Genomic DNA, 25,179 nt, shown 5'->3' with positions numbered 1-25,179 from the left:
ACGTTGCGCTGATAGGCTTTCTCTTTGGAGGGCCGTTGTAACACTCAGGACACAACCTTGCTCGGGTTCTGTTTGCGGTTACACCTAATTCGGCGTTTTCCCACAGAACCCGAGCACAAATTTTACTTCTTCAAGCCTGCAATACACGGCGACACAAATAGCTCGCCACGATAAGCGCCTTGCACCGTGCGAGTCCCCACCAGCAGCCACATCAGCGCCAGCGCCACCACCAGCACACAACCGGCCACATCAAAGAAGGTCAGCTGCAGCATGCTGCCCAGGCGCAAGGTGGCCAGCGAGTACACGCCCAGCGGGAAGGTAAAGCCCCACCAGCCCAGATTGAACGGGATTCCCGAGCGGAAGTAACGAATCGTGATCAGCGCCGCGATAACGATCCACCACAAGCCAACGCCCCACAAAATAACCCCGGAGATCAGCCCCAGACCTTCCGCGATTTCACCGATCCGCGCCAGGCCATTGGCGGCAAAAATCGCCGGCGCATCGGCCCCCAGCAACAACAAGCCCAGGGCGCCGGTGCCAATAGGCCCCAAGGCCAACCAGCTGGAAGCCGCCATGCTCTCGTGGGGCAACTTATGCAGCGCCATGCGCAGGATCAAAATGGTCAAAATACTGAACGCCACCGGCACCGAAAATGCCCACAGCACATAGCTGGTAATCAGCACGTGGAACTGCGCGGCAGTATCCGTCAGATAGGGCGCCAACAGCCCGCCACTGGCCGCAGCGACCTCTGCTGCGACTACCGGCAACAGCCAGACAGCGGTCATCTGGTCAATGCTGTGATCCTGGCGGGTGAACATCAGATAAGGGATCAGCACTCCGCAGCCCAGCGCCATGGCCACATCAATCCACCACAGCACCTCGGCCACCTGCACCATTTCGCCGCCCCAGCGGGGCACGCCGAACACCAGAAAGCCGTTAATAATGGTCGCCAGACCCATAGGGATGGTGCCGAAGAACATCGACACCGTGGAGTGTCCGAAAATGCGTCGGGCCTCGTCGAAGTAAAGCATCCAGCGCGCGCCATACAGCACGCTGAACAGGATGAACAAACCGATATTGAACAGCCATAGCCCCTCGGCAAAGGCACGCAGGCCAGGGATATGCACTGGTAACTGAGCCAGCGCCAGCGCCAAAACCCCCGTCCCCATGGTCGCGGCAAACCAGTTGGGTGTGAACTGGCGGATCACTTCGCGCGGGTGCTGCAAGTGGCTAAAGGGCCGAAAACCGGCATTGGCTTTGTTAGGGCAAGTCATGGGTTCCTCCTGTTCCTCATATGAGGTAGGACTAGAGTAGAACCAAATCGAATATCTATATAACGGGTAATTTCTCTAACTGTTATCTATTTAATAGATAACGCAGAATATCCTGAACTCAAGCACACCACGCCCGATTAATACTCTTTACCACCGCCCACCGCCTCACAGACGGCACAAAGGCCAAACCTGTAACTGCGACACCAGGCCGCGCTCAGACCATCGTCGACACTGACGCGCCCCGAACATCATGCGAGACTAGCTTCCCGCAGCCGGATTGCTCGGGTCTTACACGCTCAGGAGTGTCCATGTCGTTGTCCAGCGGGCTTATCGCCGCCGTCGCCCTCGCCTATATGGCCATCATGTTCGCCATTGCCTTCTATGGTGACCGGCGCAGCAAACCGCTGCCGCCGCGGGTTCGCGCGTGGGTCTATAGCCTGTCGCTGGCGGTTTACTGCACCAGCTGGACGTTCTTTGGCGCCGTCGGTCAGGCCGCCGAGCAGCTCTGGGCGTTCCTGCCGATTTACCTGGGGCCTGTGCTGCTGCTGGTATGCGCGCCCTGGGTGCTGCAAAAGATGGTGATGATCAGCAAGCAAGAGAACATCACATCGATTGCCGACTTTATCGCCGCCCGCTACGGCAAATCCCAGTCGCTGGCGATTGTGGTGGCACTGATCTGCCTGGTGGGTGTACTGCCTTATATCGCCCTGCAGCTCAAAGGCATTGTGCTCGGGGTTAACCTGCTGATCGGAGCAGGCGCCGACGCTACCGGCTCACGGGTCGAGGACACGGCACTGATCGTGACGCTGGTACTGGCACTGTTCACCATACTGTTTGGTACGCGCAACCTCGACGCCACCGAGCACCACCGGGGCATGGTGCTGGCAATTGCCTTTGAGTCGCTGGTCAAACTGTTCGCATTTCTCGCCGTGGGCGCCTTTGTGACCTATGGCCTGTATGACGGTTTCGACGACCTCTTCAATCAGGCCATGCTCGCCCCGCGACTCGAACAGTACTGGAAGGAAACTATCAATTGGCCTTCGATGGTGGTCCAGACCGGCGTGGCCATGATGGCGATCATATGCCTGCCCCGACAGTTCCACGTGACGGTGGTTGAAAACATCGAGCCCCAAGACCTGCAACTGGCCAAATGGGTGTTCCCGGCGTACCTGATTCTGGCGGGCCTGTTCGTCGTACCGATTGCTCTGGCAGGTCAAATGTTACTGCCCAGCTCAGTTTTGCCTGACTCGTTCGTGATCAGCCTGCCCCTGGCTCAGGCTCATCCGGCGCTGGCCTTGCTGGCTTTTATTGGCGGGGCATCGGCGGCCACCGGCATGGTGATCGTTGCCAGTGTCGCGCTGTCGACCATGGTCTCCAACGACATGCTTCTGCCGTGGCTACTGCGGCATAAGAACGCCGAGCGCCCTTTCGAAGTGTTCCGTCACTGGATGCTTTCGGTTCGTCGCGTATCGATTGTGGTGATTTTGTTGCTGGCTTATGTCAGCTACCGCCTGTTGGGTTCGACCGCCAGCCTTGCCACCATCGGCCAGATCGCCTTCGCTGCCGTCACTCAACTGGCCCCGGCCATGCTCGGCGCCCTGTACTGGAAGCAGGCCAACCGTCGCGGGGTTTTTGCCGGCTTGGCTACGGGCACCTTTATCTGGTTTTACACCCTGGTACTGCCGATCATCGCCCACAGCTTTGGTTGGCACTTGAGCCACTTCCCGGGGCTGGCGTGGTTGCACAGCAATCCGCTGGGCCTGTCGATCACCCCGCTGACCCAAGGTGTGGTGCTGTCGCTGGCCGGCAACTTCACCCTGTTTGCATGGGTCTCGGTGTTGTCGCGTACCCGAGTATCAGAACACTGGCAGGCCGGGCGCTTTATCGGCCAGGAACTGAGTAGCCACCCCAGCGGCCGCTCCATGCTCTCGGTACAGGTCAACGACCTGCTTGCCCTCGCGGCGCGCTTTGTCGGTGAAGAACGCGCCCATCAGAGTTTTATTCGCTTCGCGTACCGTCAGGGCAAGGGCTTTAACCCCAACCAAAACGCCAATGGCGAGTGGATCGCCCATACCGAACGGCTATTGGCCGGGGTACTCGGCGCGTCTTCTACCCGCGCAGTAGTAAAAGCGGCCATTGAAGGCCGCGAAATGCAGCTGGAAGACGTCGTACGTATTGCCGATGAAGCGTCGGAAGTGCTGCAGTTCAACCGTGCCTTGCTTCAGGGCGCGATTGAGAACATCACCCAGGGCATCAGCGTGGTTGACCAGTCACTCAAACTGGTGGCCTGGAATCGCCGCTATCTGGAACTGTTCAACTACCCCGACGGCCTTATCAGCGTGGGCCGCCCGATTGCAGACATCATTCGTCACAATGCTGAACGCGGCCTGTGCGGCCCCGGCGAAGCTGAAGTGCATGTGGCTCGCCGCCTGCACTGGATGCGTCAGGGCCGGGCGCACACCTCTGAACGGCTGTTCCCCAATGGCCGAGTGATCGAGCTGATCGGCAACCCCATGCCGGGCGGCGGTTTCGTGATGAGTTTTACCGACATTACCGCGTTCCGCGAAGCCGAGCAGGCGCTCACCGAGGCCAATGAAGGCCTGGAACAACGGGTGGCCGAGCGCACGTTTGAACTGTCGCAACTGAATCAGGCGCTGACCGAAGCCAAAGGCGTGGCCGAAACAGCCAGCCAATCCAAAACCCGGTTCCTGGCTGCCGTCAGCCATGACCTGATGCAACCAATGAACGCTGCACGGCTGTTCTCCGCTGCTCTCTCTCACCAGGAAGAGGGCTTGAGCGCGGAAGCTCAGAAACTGGTGCAGCATCTGGACAGTTCATTGCGCTCCGCAGAAGACCTGATCAGTGACCTACTGGATATTTCGCGCCTGGAAAACGGCAAGATCACCCCCGACATCAAACCTTTCGCCATTAACGATCTGTTTGAAACCCTCGGCAATGAATTCACCGCCCAGGCACAGGAACAGGGCTTGAACTTTAGAGTTCGGGGCAGCCGTGTGCGGGTCAACAGCGACATCAAGTTACTGCGGCGTATCTTGCAGAACTTCCTGACTAACGCCTTTCGCTACGCCAAAGGCCCCGTATTGCTGGGTGTACGACGACGCGGCGGCGAACTGTGCCTTGAGGTGTGGGACCGCGGGCCGGGTATCCCGGAAGACAAACTGCAGGTCATTTTTGAAGAGTTCAAACGCCTCGATAGCCACCAGACCCGCGCCGAAAAAGGCTTGGGCCTGGGCTTGGCGATTGCCGACGGCTTGTGCCAGGTGCTCGGCCACACCCTGCAAGTACGCTCATGGCCCGGCTTTGGCAGCGTGTTCAGCGTCAGCGTGCCGATGGCGAAGAGCCAGGCGGCGCCGCAGCCCGTCGCTGCCGAGCAGAATGGACAACCACTGGCAGGCGCTCAAGTGCTGTGTGTCGATAATGAAGACAGCATCCTGATTGGCATGCAGAGCCTGCTCACACGCTGGGGCTGCCGCGTGTGGACGGCACGCAACCGCGAAGAGTGCGCCGCACTGCTCAACGAAGGCGTGCGGCCGCAACTGGTACTGGTTGACTATCACCTGGATGATGGCGAGGTCGGGACAGAACTGATGGGCTGGCTGCGAACACAGTTGGGCGAACCGGTCCCGGGCGTGGTGATCAGCGCCGATGGCCGCCCGGAGATGATTGCACAGGTGCATGCCGCAGGCCTTGAATACCTGCCTAAGCCGGTTAAGCCTGCGGTTCTGCGAGCGCTGCTGAGCAGGCATGTGCCGCTCTGACAGCGAAGGGAGGGGGCTAAACTTGTGGGAGCATGCTTGATCCCATAAACCCCATCTCCAGCTCTTATTCCGCTGGATGGGCCACGCCATCAACGTCGGTCATGGCCCGCTCCAGCAAGTCGGCAGGCAAGCTTTTACTGGCCCTTGCGCCCAGCAACTTGAGCTGTTCGCTGCGACTAACCAGATTCCCTCGCCCTTCAGTGAGCTTGTTTCGGGCTGAACTGTAGGCCTTGTCTAACTGCTGAAGGCGATTGCCTACCTCATCCAGATCCTGAATAAACAGTACGAATTTGTCGTAGAGCCAGCCTGCGCGCTCGGCAATTTCACGGGCATTCTGGCCTTGGCGCTCCTGCTTCCAGAGGCTGTCAATCACCCGCAAGGTGGCAAGCAGTGTGGTAGGGCTGACGATCACGATATGACGATCGAAAGCCTCTTGAAACAGGTTTGGCTCGGCTTGCAACGCCGCCGAAAAGGCGGCCTCGATTGGTACGAACAACAGCACGAAATCCAGGCTGTGAAGCCCTTCCAGGCGTTTGTAGTCTTTGCCGGCAAGCCCCTTTACATGATTGCGCAGGGACAACACGTGCTGTTTGAGTGCCGCTTGCCCAATCACGTCGTCCTCTGCACTGACGTACTGTTGATACGCCGTCAGGCTGACCTTGGAGTCGACTACAACCTGCTTGTCACCCGGCAACATGATCAGCACGTCGGGCTGGAAACGCTCGCCGTCGGGCCCCTTGAGGTTCACCTGGGTCTGGTATTCGCGACCTTTCTCAAGCCCTGCATGCTCAAGAACCCGCTCCAGAATCAACTCACCCCAGTTACCCTGGGTTTTCTGGCCTTTCAAGGCCCGCGTCAGGTTGGTCGCCTCATCACTCAGGCGCAGGTTCAATTGCTGCAAGCGCTCAAGCTCTTTGCCAAGGGAGAAACGCTCACGCGATTCCTGCTGATAGCTTTCCTCAACGCGCTTTTCAAACGACTGGATACGTTCTTTCAGCGGATCGAGCAGTTGCCCTAGGCGCTCATTGCTGGTTTCGGCGAAGCGCTGCTCACGCTCATCAAAGATCTTGCCCGCCAGCTCGGCAAATTGCGCCCGCAGTTCATCCCTTGAACCTTGCAGGTCATTGAGTCGCTGCTGATGGCTGTCTTGCTGTTCGCGTAACTCGGCAGCCAGCGCAGACGCATGAGCATCCAGGCGACGCAGCTCGACTTCTTTATGATTGCGCTCCAGGTTCCAGGCGTGGGCAGCATCGCGTCCATTATCGCGCTCCACCTGCAACAACTCGACCTCTCGACGCAGCGCGGCCAGTTCGGCCTGCTTGGCTGCATTGGCCTGCCCCAGATCACTGACTTCGTCGCGGCACGCATCCAGCTGGGCACTCAAGCCTTCCTGGGCCAGTTGCGCCGTGTTCAAACGCTCGCTGAGCAACGCAAGCTCAGCGTGATGACCACTGGCACGACGCTGCAACTGCCAGATAAACGCCAGTAATGGCACGCTTGCTGCTGCCAGGCCAAGCAACAGACTGCTCAGATCCAGGGCCATAACCCCTCCACGCGAGGTAAAAGAGCAAGGGTAACCAACAGACAGCGCCGAAGACAGTTCAGTCTTCGGCCTTGCTCAATTCCTGCTGTGCCAGACGATCGCCAGCACGGGCCGCCTGACGCAACAATTCATGGCCGATACGCTGGTCGCGGGCGCTGCCGCATTCACGGCACATCAATTGCCCCAAACGACTCTGCGCAAGTACTACACCCTGGCGCGCGGGCTGCTTGAGCAAATGTCCGGCAACGTGCTGAACGCTGGGGTTGGCACCCAGGCGCGGGTTATCCAGCAACCAGATGGCCACCCGCAAAGAAAAGCGTTTGGGGGCATCATTGGATGTATTTGAGCGAGTAACAGAGGAAGTAGCTGTGCGGAACTTCATACGACACTGTGGGCAGAACAGAAGGCGCGCCACTCTACTCCTTTTTTTCTTTGGGTAAAGTCGAAAAAAGTCTACACCCTTGATCTAGAGCAAGCGCACGGGACAATCCACAGATCCTGTGGATAAGTCAGTGGACAACCCCAGTTTAACCCCCGCAAAGGCCCACCCTACGGGGCCTCAGGTCAAACTGTCGATTTTTTCACCAATTAAAAAAAACGATGTTTTTCATTGACTTAAATTTACCAGACAGGCTAGGCGGACTAACACACGGGTATCTGCGCCGATTTTGTGAGCAGCACTGCAAATGTGCACAAGTTCACATTCAGAGCAGGAATCCGGGCCGTTACAGCGCATAATCTGTAGGCCAGCGCACCGCTACAGAGCGCTGCTGTGCAGGTATTGAGTCAATAAAACCCGCTCGGCGGTCCCTGGTAAATGGCCAAATATGTACTATTACCAAACAAAACCACTGACTAAGTACGGAGCCGCCAGTGGATTTCTCACTGCATGAGCCACGACTACGTAAAGTATTTTTTCTAGCACACTTGCGTTTAATATTTCAACCCGTTAGTATCCGCAGCGTTAGTACCAAGCTGAAAGTCAATTCGGGCCGAACAAATCCCCCCAGCCACCTTGCGTAATGCAAAGCAGCGCTGACAAAGCGGGATCGACCCCCTAGATGGTTTCCAGGTAAAACTTGCGACGATACAGCCTCTGCACAAACGCACAGGGTATCGCGAAGTTCTTTTACTCTGACCGAACCAACCTGCAAATTGATCAGGATCTTCACCCGGAGCACGGAACCTTAGCTCCAGTTGTGATTGCCTGCCCTCCTAAGTACCTACCTGCCAGCCCAAGCGCCACATAATTAATGCGCTCCAACTGGCGGCTTTGTTCCAGTCAGGTTCTTCGTCCAGCCAAAGAATGGCTCGGCGTCACTGGAACGTTTTAACGCAGCACGGATCGAATCCGTGTCATTTGTAGGAACACCTAATAACTATGTCTACTCAAATCCATACTCAGGATGCCATTCGCACCCTAACCAACGCCTTTGCTCCAATGAACTGCCTGATTATGGCCGCTCGCAAAGGATGCTTCAGCTTCACCCTGGTCAACGAACACGGTATCGCACGTCACAGCGAACGTTTGTACCCTGACCAATACTCCAGCGCAGAACCTCTGCAAGCTGTGATCGAGCGTACTCGTCAGGCCCTTGTTGCCTGAAAGCTTGAGCGTTACACAACAAGCCCTGCCTGATCCGCAGGGCTTTTTGTTGCCTGCCATTTAAGAAACATTCGGCATTGCTTAAGTCCTTGCGGATATATAGCCACCGACCCGAAGCTTGAAATGTTTTAAAAACAGTCCTTTACAGCAAAGATATGACACTACACTTCAACTTAAGCGGCATGTTCCGCTTCCAGCGAACCCTTTCGATCCACAGCTGCCAAGCTCTAGGGTATCGCTGGTCATTTCGGGCCTCGAGGACTTTATGGGTATCGCCGCCAGGGAATTGAGCCAGTACGTGATTCGACCAACGCTTCTGTATCTGGGGCAGGACAACCCGGACGCAGAAGCTTTGTTGCTAGGTATTGCAGCCAGCCAGTCACATTTAGGCTCGGCTCTGCATGATCGTCACGGTCATGGCCTTTACTGCATACGCGAACTTCGTCATTCAGCCTTGTGGGATGGGTACCTGGCCCACGACCCCGATCTGGCGAGCCTGGTTCGGGGGCTGGCCAGCCAGCATGCATTCTTGTGCAGCCCTCACCTCGAGCTCACCGTTAATTTGCGGTATGCCACGGCCATTGCCTGGTTGTTGATCGAACAGCAAAAGATCGCCATCCCACCAGCCGATGACCTGCTGGGCATGGCAAGAATTTGGCGCCAAGCCTTTGAACCACATGGACGTTTACGGGATTTCGCCCATGCTTGGCGTACCTGCGTTTTACCTCTCAACCAAGTGGCTTGAGATTTCCGCCACTTACAACAATCTCTAAAAAGCCTGAAACCGGTCGGATTGTCCTACAAAACATCGCTATCTTCTGCGATTTAGCCTATAGCGCTTCAACAAAAATGTTGGTAGTTTTCGTCCGGTGATCATAAGGAGTTCTAATAATGAAAAAAGTAATGCTCAAGACCACACTTGGCCTCGCTGTCACTTTGGCTTCCAGCCAGATTTTCGCCAGCGGCTTCGCACTTAACGAACAAAGCGTCAGCGGTATGGGGACCGGTTTCGCAGGTCGTTCATCTTCTGCCGACGATGCAAGTACTGTTTTTGGTAACCCTGCCGGTATGTCCCGCCTTCAAGGTCAGCAAGTGACCGGCGGTGTCGCTGTAATTGATGCATCATCCAACATCAAGGATGCCAGCGGTAACGCCAGAGGTACCAACAAAGGCGATATGGTGCCCTTCACCGGCGTACCGATGGGTTTCTATACAAATCGACTCAACGACCAGTGGGCTGTTGGCTTTGGTGTATATGCCCCATTCGGCCTTGCCACAGAATATGAAAAAAACTTCCAGGGCCGTGCATTCGGTAGCACCAGTGACGTTGCTGTCGTCACCTTGCAGCCTACTGTCAGCTATGCATTCAACGATCGGGTTTCGGTAGGCTTCGGTCCAACCATCAACCGCATCGCTGGCAAGCTGGAATCTGATCTTGCGCTGGTCCCGGGCACCCCTGAAGCCCACGTCAAAATCAAAGGCGACGATACAGCTCTGGGGTTCAACGCCGGTATTTTGGTGCAAGCGACAGACACCACCCGCGTTGGCCTGACCTACCACTCCAAAGTCAGCTACAAGCTCAAGGGTCACACTGACATCGAGGCTGGCGCCGGAACACCAGCTGGACTGCTGAAAAGCAATCGCTATGACGCTTCGCTGTCGATCGACACCCCAGAGTCCTGGGACCTGTCCGTCACCCAAGATATGTCTGATGCATGGAAGCTCTATGCCGGTACTACATGGACGCGCTGGAGCCGTCTGAAAGACATTACCGTCAAAAACGAAGGCGTTACTGCTGCCAACGCTGGCGCAGGTGGCGCTCAAGCTTTCACCACCATCAAAGAAGATCAAAACTGGCACGACACCTGGGCTTACGCCATTGGCACGTCTTATCAGTTGAACAAGCAGTGGGTACTGCGTACCGGCCTGACCTGGGACCAATCGCCTACCAACAATGAAAATCGCTCGCCACGCATTCCTACCGGTGACCGGACGATCTTCAGTTTGGGTGCCGGTTATGCCGTCAACGAGAACCTGACCATTGATGCGGCTTACTCCTACCTGAAGGAAGAGTCGGTCAAGGTCAACGATTCGAAAGGCATCAACCGCTACAGCGCCAAATATGAAAACAGCGCTAACGGCTTTGCAGTAGGTGCAACCTACAAGTTCTGATTCACCGCGAGGCCAACCGCCTCGCCTGCTGAATCAAAAAAATCCCCGCTCTCGTTACCGAGGCGGGGATTTTTAATGGGTGCGTTTCAGGGCTTTGAAGCAATGGCCTTGTCGATCGCCTCGATCAATTCCGGGCTATCGGGTTTGGTCAGGCTAGAGAAGCTGGCAATCACATTGCCCTGACGATCAACCACGTACTTATAGAAATTCCACTTCGGCGCGCTGCTCTGCTCGGCCAGTACCTTGAACAGGTGCGTCGCATCAGGCCCACGCACATGCTGCGGATCGATCATGGTGAAAGTCACACCGTAATTGACGTAACACACCTTGGCCGTCTCTTCGCCATCTTTGGATTCCTGCTTGAAGTCATCCGACGGCACACCAATCAACTCCAGCCCCTGACCCTTGTAGCGCTGGTTCAGAGCCTCAAGCCCCTTGAATTGAGGGGCAAAGCCGCAAAAGCTCGCCGTATTGACGATCAACAGCGGCTTGCCTGCAAAGCGCTGGCACAGATCAATCGATTCCTTGGCCCGCAATTTAGGCAATGTGCCTTCCAGCAAAGGGGGACAATCCGCCGCCCAAACCGAGCCGGCACAAGCTATCAGCAGTACAGGCATCGCAATCCAGCGCTTAAGCATCATCGGTGTCCTTTAAAAAGAGGCAGGCTCAGAACTTACTCACCCGACGCCACACTAGCAAGCGCCCATGCCTAACTGCATTAAAGCCAGTCCGCCTTGATGCCAGCCCCACCACACAAGGGCCAGCAACAAAACACCAATACTGGCTGCACCGAGCCATATCCAGGTTGAATTCACCCCATACTCCCCTGCGCCTGCAAACGGGCCACCGGGCGCTCGCGCACCGGCCAGTTCAAGGCCGCAGCCAACAGGCTTAACAAGATCGAGACCTGCCAGATCAGATCGTAACTACCTGTCTGATCATAGACCACGCCACCCAACCAGCCGCCCAGGAATGCCCCGAGCTGATGGAACAAAAATACGATCCCGCCCAGCATCGACAAGTTACGGACGCCAAACATGGTTGCCACCGTACCGTTGGTCAATGGCACTGTCGACAGCCACAAAAACCCCATGGCCATGCCGAACAGATATGCACTGAACTGCGTTACTGGCGCCCACAGAAACAACACAATCACCACCGCCCGGGCCAGGTACAAACCTGTCAACAAACGGGGCTTGGACATCCGCCCTCCTAGCCAACCGGCGGTGTAGGTACCAAAAATATTGAACAGGCCAATCAGCGCAAGCACCGTCGTACCCACTGTCGCAGGAAGGTGCTGATCCACCAGATAGGCCGGCAAGTGGATGCCAATAAACACCACCTGAAAGCCGCAGACAAAAAAGCCAAACGCCAATAGCCAGAAGCCCGAGTGCGAGCACGCCTCACGCAGAGCCTCCTTGAGGGTTTGCTCGCCACCCAGATTGGGTAACGGCCGATCCTTGAGCATGCTGACCAACGGCACAATCAGCGCCACCAACACACCCAACACCAATAGCGCCGTCGACCAGCCGAGCCAGCCAATCAACCCCAAGGTACCGGGCAACATCGCGAACTGACCAAAAGACCCCGCCGCACTGGCAATCCCCATGCCCATGCTGCGTTTTTCTGCGGGCAAGGCGCGCCCGACGACACCCAGGATTACCGAGAACGAAGTACCGGACAGACCGATCCCGATCAGCAGCCCCGCGCTCAACGACAGTGACAGCGGCGAATCCGACAGTCCCATCAACAGCAACCCCACCGCATACAACACACCCCCGACGATCACCACCCTGGCCGCGCCAAAGCGGTCTGCCAGCGCCCCGGTAAAAGGCTGAGCCAGGCCCCAGATCAGGTTCTGCAAGGCAATAGCAAAGGCAAACACCTCACGCCCCCAGCCAAATTGCGCGCTCATGGGAGGCAGAAACAGACCGAACCCATGCCTTACGCCCAAAGACAGAGCCAGGATAAGCGCACTGCCAAGAAGGACCCATCCACTGTTGCGCCACACCGATGTCATTGTTGTTCTCCGGGAGCGGGTATATACCCATTTATAATCGAACCGCTGCCCCCTAGGGGGTGTTCTCAATCAGTGCCTGCCAACTCATCCAATAGCTGTAACAGTTGTGCGCGCTTGGCTTCACCCAAACGATCCATCAAGCGCTGCTGAGCGTCCTCCCAGGCAGGCAGGGCAGCCGTCAAGCACTCGTCCCCTGCCTGGGTCAGGCAAACCAGACGATTACGCTGATCAGCCCCCTCCATCAGTTTCAACAGACCCGCGCCCTCAAGCACCCGCACATTACGCCCCAACGTACTGCGATCCAGCCCCATCGCTTCTGCCAGGCTGGAAATGCTGGGTTGATCGAGCCGCTTGAGATTACACAGCAAAGAATACTGGGCGACGTTGATCCCGAAGCCGTCGAGAGCGCCGTCGTAATGCCTGCTCACGCCACGCGCAGCACGTCGCAGATTGGTGCATAAACACTGAGTTGGTAACATTTTGTATGTATATACCCGCAATAAAACAGAATCAAGATTTATCTCAGAGCGATCAACCTTGGTGAATCTGGCAGCACGTTAGGCAACGATCAACGCCAGCCCAACCAACACCAGCACTTCGAGCAACTCCAGCAGCGCACCAGCGGTATCGCCCGTGGTGCCTCCCAGACGGCGCATCATCACCCGGCGTAGCCCTTCAAACCCCACGGCTGCCAGTAGCAATGCCCACAACCCGGCATACCCGGCCAATACCACACACGCCAGGGCACTGCCTCCCAACATCCACCAGCCCGCCTTGCGCGGCAAATGGTCAGCCAGCGCCTGCCCCAAACCACCGGCCCGTACATACGGGGTGGTCAGGAATACGGCCAGCAAAGCGCTGCGCCCGATCAAGGGAGCGATCAGAAGTAGTGCTCCGTTGTGCTGTTCTATCAACGCCAGCAGCGCACAGAACTTGAGCAATAACACCAACGTCAGCGTAACCACCGCGATCGGTCCGCTGCGGGGGTCTTTCATGATGGTCAGCGTGCGCTCGCGATCGCCAAAGCCACCCAGCCAGGCATCGGCACTGTCAGCCAGGCCATCCAGATGCAGCCCGCCGCTGAGCAACACCCAAGCCGTCAACAGTAAAGCGGCGTGCAACATCAGCGGCGCATCTGTCAGCAGTGCATTGAGGCCCCACAACAGCAAACCGAACAGCAAGCCCACCAGCGGATAAAACAGCAGTGAACGCCCCATTTCCTGAGGCTGGGGCATACCCGGCAGGCGAATTGGCAAGCTGCTCAAAAACTGCAAGGCAATCCAGAACGGCAACATCACTGATCGACCTCGGCGAGTTCTCCATCGGGGCCGACCTGCAACCCGAACAGCGCGCCGTGGATTACCGGTACTTGCAGCAACTGCTCGCGAGGCATACCGCGAGCCTGGGCCAACAACAACTTCATCACCCCGCCATGGCATACCACCAGCACCCGCTGGCCTGCAAAATCCCGCTGCAAACGGCTGACGGCCGATAGCACCCGCGCCGAGAACTCAAGCACTGGCTCTCCGTCGGGCGGGGTAAAGGCGTAAGGGTCGGCCCAGAACAAGCCCAAGGCTTGCTCATCGACTTCCATCAGCGCCGCAGCGCTCTGCCCTTCCCAAGCACCAAAATGAAGTTCTTGCAGATCCTTGTCGAACGACACAGGCAGATCGAGCTGCTCGCTCAGTTCCCGGGCAAACAATGCGCAGCGTTGCAACGGCGAGCTGACGATTCGATCCCACGGTCCTTGGCCTGTCACGGTATCTCGCATTTGCGTCCAGCCCAATGTCGTCAAGGCGTCGTCAAGGCTGCCGCGCAAACCGCCACCCAGCTCGGTCTCGCCATGACGCAGCAAATCCAGCTGCACGGTCATGCCGGACGATCTGCCACGGCGGCTTCGGCAAAGGTCGCCATCTGCCCGTGCAGGTCGCACGCCAAACGCATCAACGGCACCACCAACGCTGCACCGCTGCCCTCGCCCAGACGCAAGCCCAGATCAAGCAACGGCTCAGCCTGCAAGCTTTCCAGCACATGGCGATGGCCCTGCTCAGCCCCTCGATGACTGAAGATCAACCAATCGCGACACAGCGGATTCAAGCGCACGGCGACCATGGCCGCGACGGTGCAGATAAATCCATCGACCACCGCCACGATGCCTTCCTGGGCACAGGCCACATAGGCGCCGACCAAGGCAGCAATTTCAAAGCCCCCCAAGCGAAACAGAGTCTGCAGCGGATCGTCGAGGTGACCGGCATGCAACGCCAGCGCACGGTCAATCACCCGTGCCTTGTGGCTTACACCGGCTGCATCCAGCCCCGTGCCTGGCCCGGTCAACAGTGAGGCCGGGCAATCAAGCAGCGCACTGGCCACGGCACTGGCAGACGCGGTATTGCCGATCCCCATTTCACCGCCGATAAACACCTCGCTGCCTGCAGCCTGTGCCCGCAAAATACTGTCGCGCCCAGCGTGCAGAGCTTTCAAACCCAGAGCGTCGGACATCGCAGGACCCGTCGCAAAATTGGCCGTACCCGCGCCCAACTGCAAGTGACGCACACCCGGCAGATCAAGCATCGGCGTCACCGTACCCAGGTCCACCACATCCAGTTGCGCGCCCAATTGGCGGGCCAGCACACTGATTGCCGCACCACCACTGACAAAGTTGTGCAGCATTTGCCCGGTGACCGCTTGCGGATAGGCCGACACACCTTCAGCGACTACGCCGTGATCACCTGCAAAAATCCCGATCCATACCTGATCGACACGGGGCTTGAGTCGCCCTTGCAAACCAGCCAGTTGCACCGCCAACGCCTCAAGCTGACCCAGGGAGCCTGCGGGCTTGGTCAGTTGCTGCTGACGCTCGGCCGCGGCCGCTTGCATGTCACGGTCAACGGGCTTGCAGGGGTTCAGCCACCAAGGGGTGCTCATAATGCAGTTCCTTTCAACGTCAGGGGCAGGCCCGCCACTGTCAGCACGACTCGCTGACAGCGTTCGGCCAGGGCTTGATGCAACCAACCGGCTTCATCGACATAGCGGCGAGTCAATTCGCCCAGCGGCACGACACCCATTCCGGTTTCGTTGCTGACAAACACAATTTCGCCCGGCAGATCAGCCAGGCATTCCAACAGCGCGTCACGCTCGGCATTCAAGCGCTGCGGGTCTTCGAGCATCAGCAGATTGGTCAGCCACAGCGTCAGGCAATCCACCAGCAAACAAGCATCGGCGCGAGCGTTGTCACGCAGCACCCGGGCCAGCTCAATCGGCTCCTCGATGAGCGCCCAATGCCCGGGACGACGTTCGCGATGATGGCGCACGCGCTCGTTCATCTCACCGTCCAGCGGCTGACTGGTGGCTATGTAGGTGACGGCACAGCCGGACTCGGTCGCCAGCTTTTCAGCCAGACGGCTTTTACCCGAGCGGGCACCACCCAAAATCAGTTGCAGCATGTCAATAAACCTCTGGAACTGTGGGAGCGAGCCTGCTCGCGAAAACTCCAATGCGGCTTCGCGAGCAGGCTCGCTCCCACAGATTTAAATTCTGCACAACGCTCGCAAGTACGCGGTATCCAGATGGTTTTCCACCAGATCCGCCAGCCGTTCGATATCTCGCTCGCGCAGGGCGTGGTAGTCCACTTCTTGCACATCCTGCAAACCGGCCCAACGCAGCAACGCACTGCAAGCCGCAGGCGACTCGAACACACCATGCAGATAAGTGCCGAGGATTTGCCCGTCCGCACTTTGCGCGCCATCACAGCGCCCGTCATCCAGGTGCACCACTGGTAGCTCCAGCGCTACGCCCGTGGTCACGCCGGCGTGGATTTCATAGCCGCTGACGAGTGCGTTCTCAAGAGTCAAATGCCCGCGCACATTGCGCAACTGCTTCTCGGCTGCAAGCTCGGTGCTAAACGCCAGCAAGCCCAACCCGGCACTTGAACCGGCTGGCCCTTCAAGGCCCAGCGGGTCGTGGACCTGCTCACCGAGCATCTGCAAACCGCCGCAAATTCCAAGCAGTTTTCCGCCGTAACGCAAATGACGGCTGATGGCCGCATCCCAGCCATTGGCGCGCAAGTACGCCAGATCGCTGCGCACGCTCTTGGAGCCAGGCAGGATGATCAAGTCTGCGGGCGGGATCGGTTGCCCCGGCCCCACAAACTGCAGGTTTACTTGCGGGTGCAGGCGCAATGGATCGAAGTCGGTGTGATTGCTGATACGCGGCAATACCGGCACCACCACGTTGAGCACCTGTTCGACCTTGTCAGTCTGGCGCTGATCAATGCCGTCTTCGGCCTCAAGATGCAGGTCCATCACATAGGGCAACACGCCGATCACCGGTTTGCCGGTGCGTTGTTCCAGCCAGTCGAGGCCGGGCTGGAGCAACGCGATATCGCCACGAAAACGGTTGATGATGAACCCCTTGACCCGTGCCTGTTCGGTCTCGGACAGCAACTCCAGAGTGCCGACCAGATGGGCAAACACCCCGCCGCGATTGATATCGGCAATCAACACCACCGGGCAATCAACCGCTTCGGCAAAGCCCATGTTGGCGATATCACCGGCCCGCAAATTGATCTCGGCCGGCGAACCCGCGCCCTCGACCATGACCACCGGATATGCGGCACTCAAACGCTGATGCGAGGCCAATACCGCTTGCATGGCAATGGCCTTGTAGTCGTGATACGCCACCGCATTCATGCTGGTGACGGCACGCCCGTGAATAATCACTTGGGCACCGGTGTCGCTATTGGGCTTGAGCAGCACCGGATTCATGTCCGTGTGCGGCGCCAATCCAGCCGCCTGGGCCTGCACTGCCTGGGCACGACCGATCTCGCCACCCTCGGCGGTCACTGCGCTGTTGAGCGCCATGTTTTGCGGTTTGAACGGCACCACAGCGACGCCCTGGCGGGTCAGCCAGCGGCACAGGGCCGTCACCAGCGTGCTCTTGCCGGCATCGGATGTGGTGCCTTGCACCATCAACGTACTCATGTGGTTTCCTTGGTATACGCTGCCAATGCCTGCTCCAGGCGCACCCAGTCAGCCTCATCGGCAGGCAGGCCAAAACGTACGCTGCTGTTGTGGGCAAACAGGCGCAGCAAAATGCCGCGGTGCGCCATAAATTCGTACAGGCGATCGGCGTGAGGCGTGATTAACCACTGGAACAATGCACAGCCGCCGTACGGCGGCAAATCATGCAACCCCAGCAATCGCTCAAGCCGCCCGCTGGCCAGCTCACTGCGCTCGCGCTGGCGAGCATGGCCGTCGGTGTCGAGCAGGCAGGCCTGACCGACGATACGCGTGGGACCGCTAACGGCCCAGGGCCCAACTTGCTCGGCCAGCAACTTGAGTAATTTTTGCTCGGCCAGCACAAAACCCAACCGTACCCCGGCCAGACCAAAAAACTTGCCGAAAGAACGCAACACGATCAGCCCGGTACGCTGTGTGTGCTCGGCCAGACTAAGTTCTGGAGTGTTGTCCATAAAGGCTTCGTCCACCACCAGCCAGCCACCGCGCTGCACCAGCCGCGCATGCCATTCCAGCAAACGCTCCGGCGACAGCTTCAACCCGGTAGGGTTGTTGGGATTGACCACCACCAGCACGTCCAGCGTGTCGAGGTAGAAATCGACTTCCTGTTCCATGATTTCACGCACGATATGCCCGCTGTGCCTCCAGGCATGTGCATGTTCGGCGTAACACGGCGACAGCACACCCACCTTGCCACTGCGACGCAGGCGCGGCAGCAGCTGGATCGCGCACTGCGAGCCCGGCACCGGCAAGACACTCAACGCGCCGTAATAGGCACAGGCGGCTTGCTCAAGACCATCGTCGGTTTCAGGCAAACGCGCCCAGGCACGCTCGGGTACAGGGGGAATATCAAAGGGCCAGGGCGCCAGTCCAGTGGACAAATCCAGCCAGTCAGCCTCGGCAATACCGTAATGCTGCGCCGCCCTGCGTAAACGTCCGCCGTGCTCAAGCATAGAATTCACTCCACGCACACAGAACCAATAGCCACAGCCATACGCCACGTTGCACCAACTGCCAACCACGACCAATCGAGTCGGCATCCGCTGGCACGCCTTCGCCCAACTGCGGGCGCTCATGCAGTTCGCCGTGATAAATCGCCGGGCCACCCAGCTCAACACCCAGGGCACCTGCGCCTGCGGCCATTACCGGGCCTGCATTGGGGCTGTCCCACTGAGGTGCCTGCTTGCGCCAGCACTTCAAGGCCAGTCGGGTTTTACCCAGCACGGCGTAAGTCAACGCCACCAACCTTGCAGGAATATAGTTAAGAACATCGTCGATACGGGCAGCAGCCCAACCAAAACGCTCAAAGCGCTCGTTGCGATAACCCCACATCGCGTCCAGCGTATTACTTAAACGATAGAGCACCACACCCGGCGCTCCCGCCACGACAAACCAGAAAATAGTGGCGAAGACCGCATCACTGCCATTTTCGAGCACAGACTCAGTGGCAGCGCGGGCAACTTCAGTCGAATCCAGCTCGCTGGTTTGGCGACTGACCAGATAACCGACCCGGGTCCGCGCCTCGTCCAGGTCATTGGCGCGCAAGGCCTCGGCAACCGGCTGAACGTGCTCGCCAAGGCTGCGCATGCCCAACGCGCAATACAGTGCCAGAATTTCCACCAGCCAGCCGATATACGGCAGCCATGAAAGAGCCGTTGCAAGGATCGTCAACGGCAGCACCGCCAGCACCCAGGCCGTCACCCCATGACTGCGCCAGCCACGTCCGCCAGAATTGAACCGCTGCTCGATACGCTCGGCCATGCGGCCAAACGCGACCAGCGGATGCCAGCGCTTGGGCTCGCCAAACAGCGCATCAAGCGCCACACCGGCGACGCACAGCAACGCCACACTCATGGACTCACTCCCCAATAATTCTCATACACCAGTTCACTCAGCGGACGCGCTTGCGCCCACCCTTCCAGCACCAGCATGGGTGCCGGATAAAAGGCCTCGACCGGGCCCAGACACAACACGGCCAGAGGTTTGGCTCCCGCAGGTAAACCCAGTAAATCGGCCAGGGCTTCAGGCTCGAACAACGACACCCAGCCCATGCCCAAGCCTTCGACACGCGCCGCCAACCACAGGTTTTGAATCGCACACGACAACGACGCCATGTCCATTTCCGGCAGGGTGCGTCGGCCAAAAATATGCTTTTCACGGTCATCCATCAACGCCGCCACCAGCACCTCGGCGCAGTCCTGTATACCTTCGACCTTGAGCGTCATGAACTCATCGGAGCGCTGGCCCAACGCCTCGGCGGTACGTACCCGCTCAGCTTCGACCAATCCCTGGATCTTGCCCCGCAGTGCCCGGTCAGTAATGCGGATAAACCGCCACGGCTGCATCAGTCCCACGCTCGGAGCCTGGTGCGCCGCTTCCAGCAAACGCGATAACAGTTCGGGTGCCACGCTGCCACCACTGAAGTGCCGCATGTCGCGGCGCTCGGCAATGGCGCGGTACACGGCTGCGCGCTCTTCAGGGCTAAAGGCGTTGTCGGTCATGACGCCTTCACAGTACACGGCGCAAACAGCGCAGCAATGGCTTGAGGATTGGACGGAAAGTAGAAGTGCACGTAAGAGGCGGTCATCCGCCCTTCGCGATACACCGCTTCGGCACCGCGCCCGCCATTGGGGCTCAGGCCACGGGCAACAGGTTCAAGCTCAGTGCTGGTCAGCGAGTGATGGTAAGTGTGACCACGCAGCAGCCCTTCGGGCATGTCCACCGATTGCAATGCCAACGCCGCCAGACGCTTTTGCATCGTCGCCTCCCCCGTCAGCAAACCCACCAGCTCGGCTCGCTGACCGTCAACATCGGTCAAGGCATCGAGCAGATAAAGCATGCCACCACATTCGGCCAGCAGCGGTTTACCGGCGGCGTGATGGGTGCGGATCGCCTCAAGCATCGGTGCATTGCGCGACAGCTCAAGGTGATGCAACTCGGGATAACCGCCCGGCAAATAAAGGCTGTCAGCTTCTGGCAGGCGGACATCGCGAATCGGCGAAAAAAACACCAGCTCGGCTCCCATCGTCCGCAACAGGTCCAGACTCGCTCCATAGGTGAAGGCAAAGGCTTCATCCCGGGCTACAGCAATTCGAACCCCAGCCAACAATGGCTCGACCGTCACGGGCTCAGGCGCGGCAAATTCAACGGCGGGTGGCAGCGCTACCTCACAGGTACTGGCCAAAGCATTGGCTGCCGCGTCGAGACGCGCATCCAGGTCGTTGAGCTCACTGGCCTGCACCAGCCCCAAATGCCGACTCGGCAACTCGATACCGGTCTCACGGGACAACGCCCCGTACCAGCGCAAGCCTTCGGTCAGGCTGCCTTCGAGCAACTGGGCATGACGCACCGTGCCGACCCGGTTGGCCAGCACCCCGGCGAACGGCAGATCCGGCTGGTAGCGCGCCAGTCCCAAGGCCAGGGCACCGAACGTCTGGGCCATTGCAGTGCCATCAATCACACCCAATACCGGGACGCCAAAATGCCGCGCCAGATCGGCGCTGGACGGCGTACCGTCGAACAACCCCATGACGCCTTCGATCAGGATCAGGTCTGCTTCACCGGCGGCCTCCCACAGCAGGCGGCGACTTTCATCCGCACCCACCATCCACAAATCCACCTGATACACCGGCGCACCGCTGGCACGCTCCAGAATCATCGGGTCGAGAAAATCCGGGCCACATTTAAACACCCGCACTTTGCGCCCCTGATTGCGATGCAATCGGGCCAAGGCAGCGGTTACGGTGGTCTTGCCCTGACCGGAAGCCGGCGCGGCGATCAACACCGCCGGGCAATGACGCGACTCTCTCATGCTGGAACACTCACAATTCGATGCCTTTCTGAGCTTTGATCCCGGCCTGAAAGGCGTGTTTGACCACACCCATTTCGGTCACGGTATCGGCCAGGTCTATCAGTTCAGGTTTGGCGCCACGTCCGGTGACCAGTACATGCTGCATCAAAGGACGGGCCTGCAGGTCGGCGAGGATCTGCTCAAGGTCCAGGTAGCCATGCTTGAGTGCGATGTTCAGCTCATCCAGTACCACCAGCCCGATGGACGGGTCACGCAGCATTTCTCGGGACACTTCCCACGCGGCTTCGGCAGCGGCGATATCGCGTTGGCGATCCTGGGTTTCCCAGGTAAAGCCTTCGCCCATCACGTGGTAGCGCACCTGCTCGGGGAAGCGGCGAAAGAAGATCTCTTCGCCGGTGCTGTTGCGTCCCTTGATGAACTGCACCACGCCGCACTGCATGCCGTGGCCCATGGCCCGGGCCAGCATGCCAAAAGCGGAACTGCTTTTGCCTTTACCATTGCCGGTCAACACCAGCAGTAGCCCGCACTCATTGGGCGAGCTGGCAATGCGCTCATCCATGACGGCTTTTTTGCGCAGCATGCGCGCCTGATGACGTTCGTCGCGTTCGGGGGATTCGTTCATGGCAGCTCTCCGTTGGGGCTCAATGATGCAAACGGGAGGCGGGGGGATAGTCAAATAATCGGCACGTCCTCGCCCGCCGCGAGGATGCTGGATGGATCAGGCCGGTCTCCGGGCTCATAAGCGGTTTAGCCCCCTGCGGGACACACCCTGACCACGCGCCTTCCCGTGAAGAAACACAGTGGCACTCAGCGTGGCATTGACTCATTTACCGTTGCGGGGGCAGCGCCGGGATCATGGCGGTTGTGTGGGTCAAACACGCCCTCACCGGCTTCCCTGTTTCACTCGGCCAACCTTACGTTGCCGAGCACCTGAAACAAGCCGCGAAGGTTAGAGGGTTGGGGGTGGAGCGTCAATTAAAGGTGGCACCAAAAGGGTTTATACAAAGCTGCGGGCTGAACCTTTGAGGGGCTACGCTTCTCTATGACCTACAAGACCAAACTTAATGGAGTTCTTCATGCTCAAGCGCCAGCACGCTATTGTCATCGTACTTGCGGCAGGATTGGCTGCCTGCGGCGAGACTTCGACCCTGCAAGTGAGTGATGGCACCGGCCCGTCGCCGAAGCTGCCTGAACCGAACAAGACGCTTATACCCACCGTCAATATCGCCCCGGCGGTCGGTTGGGCTGAGGGCTCCACACCGATTGCCGCCCAAGGTTTGAAGGTCGCCGCTTTCGCCGAAGGCCTGGACCATCCGCGCTGGCTCTACGTATTGCCCAACGGCGATGTGCTGGTCGCGGAAACCAATGCACCGCCCAAGCCGGATGACAGCAAGGGTATCAAGGGCTGGATCGCGGACAAAGTCATGAGCCGCGCAGGCGCCGGTGTGCCGAGCGCGAACAGGATCACCTTGTTGCGCGATGCAGACCACGACGGAGTGGCTGAAACTCGCACGGTTTTTCTCGACAATCTGAACTCCCCCTTTGGCATGACCCTCGTAGGCAACGATCTGTATGTCGCCGACGCCGACAAGCTGCTGCGCTTCCCCTATCAGGCGGGCGAAAACAGCATCAAGGCGAAGCCGGTCAAGGTCCTCGATTTGCCAGGCGGCCCGCTGAACCATCACTGGACTAAAAACGTCATCGCCAGCCCTGATGGCACCAAGCTGTATGTCACCGTTGGCTCCAACAGCAACGTGGGCGAGAACGGCATGGACAAGGAAGAAGGCCGCGCCGCGATCTGGGAGGTTGATCGCGCTACCGGCAATCACCGGATTTTCGCTTCTGGCCTGCGCAACCCCAACGGCCTGGACTGGGAACCCAAAACCGGCACACTCTGGACAGCAGTTAACGAACGTGACGAAATCGGCAGCGATCTGGTCCCCGATTACATCACCTCAGTCAAGGATGGTGGTTTCTATGGCTGGCCCTACAGCTATTACGGCCAGCACGTGGATGTACGGGTCAACCCGCAAAATCCGGAACTGGTCGCCAAAGCCATTGCACCGGACTATGCCGTCGGCCCGCACACTGCATCCCTGGGGCTGAGTTTTGCCGAAGGCAGCAAACTGCCCGACTTCACCCAAGGCGCGTTCATTGGCCAGCACGGCTCCTGGAACCGCAAACCGCACAGTGGTTACAAAGTGATTTTTGTACCTTTTGCTGACGGAAAGCCCACAGGCATGCCAGTTGATGTACTGAGCGGTTTTCTCAACGCGGACGAAAAAGCCATGGGCCGGCCGGTAGGCGTGGTCATCGATAAGCAAGGGGATTTGCTGGTGGCCGATGATGTCGGCAACAAGGTTTGGCGGGTGTCGGCAAAGCCTACCAGCAAATGAAACAGTGGGAGCGGGCTTACTCGCGATTGGATCACCGCGGCGTGGCAGTTACACCGCGTTGTATCCATCGCGAGCAAGCCCGCTCCCACCCAGCGTGATGCAGGTTCGGGTTTACGGCAGACGCGCCAGATGCTGCTCGGTCGGCAACACGCGCTTGGCATTCAGATAGGCTTTCTGCCAGTAGGCTTTGTTGAGACTGTCCAGCTTGACCGTACCGCCTGTGGCCGGTGCGTGCACAAAACGGCCTTCGCCTACGTAGATCCCGGCATGGCTGACCTGAGAACCGCCATTGGTGGCAAAAAACAGCAAGTCACCGGTTTGCAATTTGTCCTGACCGACACTTTGCGCCTGCATCACGATCATTTCGCGGGTGGTGCGCGGCAATGAAATGCCCGCCGCGTCGTTGTACACGTACTTGATCAGACCACTGCAATCGAAGCCGGAATCCGGAGTATTACCACCCCAGCGATAAGGCGTGCCCACCAGACCCAAGGCGCGAAACAGCACGTCGGCGGCTACCGGCGAGGTTTCTTCATAAGGGTTGGCAAACACAACAGGCTTTTTGACCACCGGGGCAGGGGGCGGGGGGCTGGCGCAAGCACTAAGCAGTGCTGCTAAGGTCAAGAGGGCAACACGGGCCATGGTCGACATAAACAGAATGTTCCTGATTCTGGATACGGCAACTCTGGCCGCGAAACCTGAAGCAGCGAGAGGGGACACCTTCGCGGCTTCAAGAATTTAACAATGCGACTGAATTCTAGCCCTTAGCAGCCAAACTTCAAGTAAGACATTAACTTTACTTGCGGGCTACTACGCTCGCCGGTGCCATCGCCAGGGCGCGCTTGGCCTCAATAAAGGTCTTGCTCCAGTAGCTGTCACCCAGGTTATCAATCCGTACACCACCGCTGCGGCGGCTGCTGGAGTGAATAAACTGGTCATCCCCCAGGTAAATACCGGCATGACTGACACGGCCACGACCATTGGTGCTGAAGAACAACAAGTCACCAGGTTTAAGGTTGTTTCGTGCGACCAGCGGTGCTTTTACGTTGATCATTTCACGGGTTGAGCGCGGCAACTGCATGCCAGCTTCTTCCTTGAAAAGGTAACCGATAAAGCCGCTGCAATCGAAACCTGCCTCAGAGGTGCCGCCAAAACGGTAACGCGTACCGATCAGGGACATGCCGCGCTCAAGGATGCTGTCAGCCAGGGCGGGCAATTGGTAAGGCTTGCTGTTGACGGAAAACTCAGCCAGTTCTTTTTCGGTGGCCAGTTCTTCCTGATAAAGAGCGGAAGATTGCGATACCGACGATGGCTTTTGAACCTGTTGATCGACAACTTGCTGCGACACTGGCGTGTGGGCAGCGCAGCCAAACAACAGGGTAACGAGTGCGAGAGGCACGAGGGGTGCGAAGCGCTTTAGCATGGGCACGACCGTGGCTTGTAAGAAAAGTAGCCGCGACTATGCCTTCTATGATCCTCATTTGCAAATTCAATCGATCTAAATGTGACTTGTTGGTTTTATCGTGACATCTAAGGCTTTACACCCCTGACGACAGATTTTGC

23 protein-coding genes and 1 riboswitch are annotated in these 25,179 nt (G+C 58.4%); of the genes, 5 read left to right on the top strand and 18 right to left on the bottom strand.

The genetic code is table 11. From position 1 onward, the window contains the following. Window positions 1-122: 122 nt before the first annotated feature. Window positions 123-1,274 (bottom strand): TDT family transporter, encoded by a 1,152-nt coding sequence (locus RGV06_RS20360; RefSeq protein WP_019827697.1) that lies wholly within the window; start codon window positions 1,272-1,274, stop codon window positions 123-125. Between the two features lie 308 nt (window positions 1,275-1,582). Between RGV06_RS20360 and RGV06_RS20355 the strand changes: the two genes are divergently transcribed. Next, on the top strand, window positions 1,583-5,053 hold the full coding sequence (locus tag RGV06_RS20355; RefSeq protein WP_019827698.1) for a PAS domain-containing hybrid sensor histidine kinase/response regulator: 3,471 nt from the start codon (window positions 1,583-1,585) through the stop codon (window positions 5,051-5,053). A gap of 64 nt (window positions 5,054-5,117) precedes the next feature. On the opposite strand, the gene rmuC is transcribed toward RGV06_RS20355, so the two are convergent. Further along, on the bottom strand, window positions 5,118-6,482 hold the full coding sequence (gene rmuC, locus RGV06_RS20350; protein WP_322151933.1) for a DNA recombination protein RmuC: 1,365 nt from the start codon (window positions 6,480-6,482) through the stop codon (window positions 5,118-5,120). A gap of 172 nt (window positions 6,483-6,654) precedes the next feature. Beyond that, window positions 6,655-6,978, bottom strand: a complete 324-nt coding sequence (locus RGV06_RS20345) for a hypothetical protein (protein WP_037032656.1) — start codon at window positions 6,976-6,978, stop codon at window positions 6,655-6,657. Window positions 6,979-7,977: 999 nt separating this feature from the next. Here RGV06_RS20345 and RGV06_RS20340 point away from each other — a divergent pair. From RGV06_RS20340 to RGV06_RS20330, 3 genes are all read left to right on the top strand, one after another. Then, the gene (locus tag RGV06_RS20340) at window positions 7,978-8,202 is read left to right on the top strand and encodes a hypothetical protein (RefSeq protein ID WP_007898912.1); all 225 of its coding nucleotides are present in this window, start codon (window positions 7,978-7,980) and stop codon (window positions 8,200-8,202) included. Window positions 8,203-8,467: 265 nt separating this feature from the next. Further along, window positions 8,468-8,947, top strand: a complete 480-nt coding sequence (locus tag RGV06_RS20335; protein WP_019827701.1) for a hypothetical protein — start codon at window positions 8,468-8,470, stop codon at window positions 8,945-8,947. A gap of 146 nt (window positions 8,948-9,093) precedes the next feature. Then, a complete protein-coding gene (locus RGV06_RS20330) occupies window positions 9,094-10,374 on the top strand; it encodes an OmpP1/FadL family transporter (RefSeq protein WP_019827702.1) in 1,281 nt (426 codons plus the stop codon). Window positions 10,375-10,460: 86 nt separating this feature from the next. On the opposite strand, the gene RGV06_RS20325 is transcribed toward RGV06_RS20330, so the two are convergent. From RGV06_RS20325 to cobO, 13 genes are all read right to left on the bottom strand, one after another. Further along, window positions 10,461-11,012: a glutathione peroxidase gene (locus RGV06_RS20325; protein ID WP_019827703.1), complete on the bottom strand. Its 552-nt coding sequence runs from the start codon at window positions 11,010-11,012 to the stop codon at window positions 10,461-10,463. A gap of 173 nt (window positions 11,013-11,185) precedes the next feature. After that, entirely contained in the window at window positions 11,186-12,394 is a 1,209-nt protein-coding gene (locus tag RGV06_RS20320; protein ID WP_019827704.1) for an MFS transporter, read from the bottom strand. Between the two features lie 65 nt (window positions 12,395-12,459). Further along, complete coding sequence (locus RGV06_RS20315; RefSeq protein ID WP_019827705.1) at window positions 12,460-12,873, bottom strand: MarR family winged helix-turn-helix transcriptional regulator; 414 nt, start codon at window positions 12,871-12,873, stop codon at window positions 12,460-12,462. Window positions 12,874-12,951: 78 nt separating this feature from the next. Then, complete coding sequence (locus RGV06_RS20310; RefSeq protein ID WP_019827706.1) at window positions 12,952-13,689, bottom strand: adenosylcobinamide-GDP ribazoletransferase; 738 nt, start codon at window positions 13,687-13,689, stop codon at window positions 12,952-12,954. Then, window positions 13,689-14,267, bottom strand: coding sequence for an alpha-ribazole phosphatase family protein (gene cobC / locus RGV06_RS20305; RefSeq protein ID WP_322151048.1), 579 nt, complete (start codon window positions 14,265-14,267; stop codon window positions 13,689-13,691). Before cobC ends, RGV06_RS20310 begins: the two co-directional genes overlap by 1 nt. Beyond that, entirely contained in the window at window positions 14,264-15,319 is a 1,056-nt protein-coding gene (gene cobT / locus RGV06_RS20300; protein ID WP_322151046.1) for a nicotinate-nucleotide--dimethylbenzimidazole phosphoribosyltransferase, read from the bottom strand. Before cobT ends, cobC begins: the two co-directional genes overlap by 4 nt. Further along, window positions 15,316-15,837, bottom strand: a complete 522-nt coding sequence (gene cobU / locus RGV06_RS20295; protein WP_019827710.1) for a bifunctional adenosylcobinamide kinase/adenosylcobinamide-phosphate guanylyltransferase — start codon at window positions 15,835-15,837, stop codon at window positions 15,316-15,318. Before cobU ends, cobT begins: the two co-directional genes overlap by 4 nt. 84 nt (window positions 15,838-15,921) lie before the next feature. Next, the gene (locus tag RGV06_RS20290) at window positions 15,922-17,373 is read right to left on the bottom strand and encodes a cobyric acid synthase (RefSeq protein ID WP_019827712.1); all 1,452 of its coding nucleotides are present in this window, start codon (window positions 17,371-17,373) and stop codon (window positions 15,922-15,924) included. After that, on the bottom strand, window positions 17,370-18,362 hold the full coding sequence (gene cobD / locus RGV06_RS20285; protein ID WP_019827714.1) for a threonine-phosphate decarboxylase CobD: 993 nt from the start codon (window positions 18,360-18,362) through the stop codon (window positions 17,370-17,372). The genes RGV06_RS20290 and cobD overlap by 4 nt, the downstream gene beginning before the upstream one ends. Then, on the bottom strand, window positions 18,355-19,263 hold the full coding sequence (gene cbiB, locus RGV06_RS20280) for an adenosylcobinamide-phosphate synthase CbiB (RefSeq protein WP_046808889.1): 909 nt from the start codon (window positions 19,261-19,263) through the stop codon (window positions 18,355-18,357). The genes cobD and cbiB overlap by 8 nt, the downstream gene beginning before the upstream one ends. After that, window positions 19,260-19,910, bottom strand: coding sequence for a 5,6-dimethylbenzimidazole synthase (bluB, locus tag RGV06_RS20275; protein ID WP_019827718.1), 651 nt, complete (start codon window positions 19,908-19,910; stop codon window positions 19,260-19,262). Before bluB ends, cbiB begins: the two co-directional genes overlap by 4 nt. Next, window positions 19,907-21,220 (bottom strand): cobyrinate a,c-diamide synthase, encoded by a 1,314-nt coding sequence (locus RGV06_RS20270; protein ID WP_322151042.1) that lies wholly within the window; start codon window positions 21,218-21,220, stop codon window positions 19,907-19,909. The genes bluB and RGV06_RS20270 overlap by 4 nt, the downstream gene beginning before the upstream one ends. Window positions 21,221-21,230: 10 nt before the next feature. After that, window positions 21,231-21,842 (bottom strand): cob(I)yrinic acid a,c-diamide adenosyltransferase, encoded by a 612-nt coding sequence (gene cobO / locus RGV06_RS20265; RefSeq protein ID WP_048351047.1) that lies wholly within the window; start codon window positions 21,840-21,842, stop codon window positions 21,231-21,233. Between the two features lie 81 nt (window positions 21,843-21,923). After that, window positions 21,924-22,169, bottom strand: a riboswitch (cobalamin riboswitch). Window positions 22,170-22,296: 127 nt separating this feature from the next. Here cobO and RGV06_RS20260 point away from each other — a divergent pair. Continuing rightward, window positions 22,297-23,616 carry a PQQ-dependent sugar dehydrogenase gene (locus tag RGV06_RS20260; protein ID WP_037032654.1) on the top strand — a complete coding sequence of 440 codons (1,320 nt, stop codon included), beginning with the start codon at window positions 22,297-22,299 and terminating at the stop codon, window positions 23,614-23,616. A gap of 111 nt (window positions 23,617-23,727) precedes the next feature. Here RGV06_RS20260 and RGV06_RS20255 read toward each other — a convergent pair whose 3' ends face one another. Continuing rightward, window positions 23,728-24,267: a C40 family peptidase gene (locus RGV06_RS20255; RefSeq protein ID WP_019827723.1), complete on the bottom strand. Its 540-nt coding sequence runs from the start codon at window positions 24,265-24,267 to the stop codon at window positions 23,728-23,730. Between the two features lie 145 nt (window positions 24,268-24,412). Next, window positions 24,413-25,039, bottom strand: a complete 627-nt coding sequence (locus RGV06_RS20250) for a C40 family peptidase (protein ID WP_322151038.1) — start codon at window positions 25,037-25,039, stop codon at window positions 24,413-24,415. Window positions 25,040-25,179 lie beyond the last annotated feature (140 nt).

The organism is Pseudomonas sp. CCI3.1 (assembly GCF_034313985.1).
In the GTDB taxonomy this organism is placed as follows: domain Bacteria; phylum Pseudomonadota; class Gammaproteobacteria; order Pseudomonadales; family Pseudomonadaceae; genus Aquipseudomonas; species Aquipseudomonas psychrophila.
Note: the sequence above shows the minus strand (reverse complement) of the source record. Positions and strands in the feature narration are given on the sequence as shown.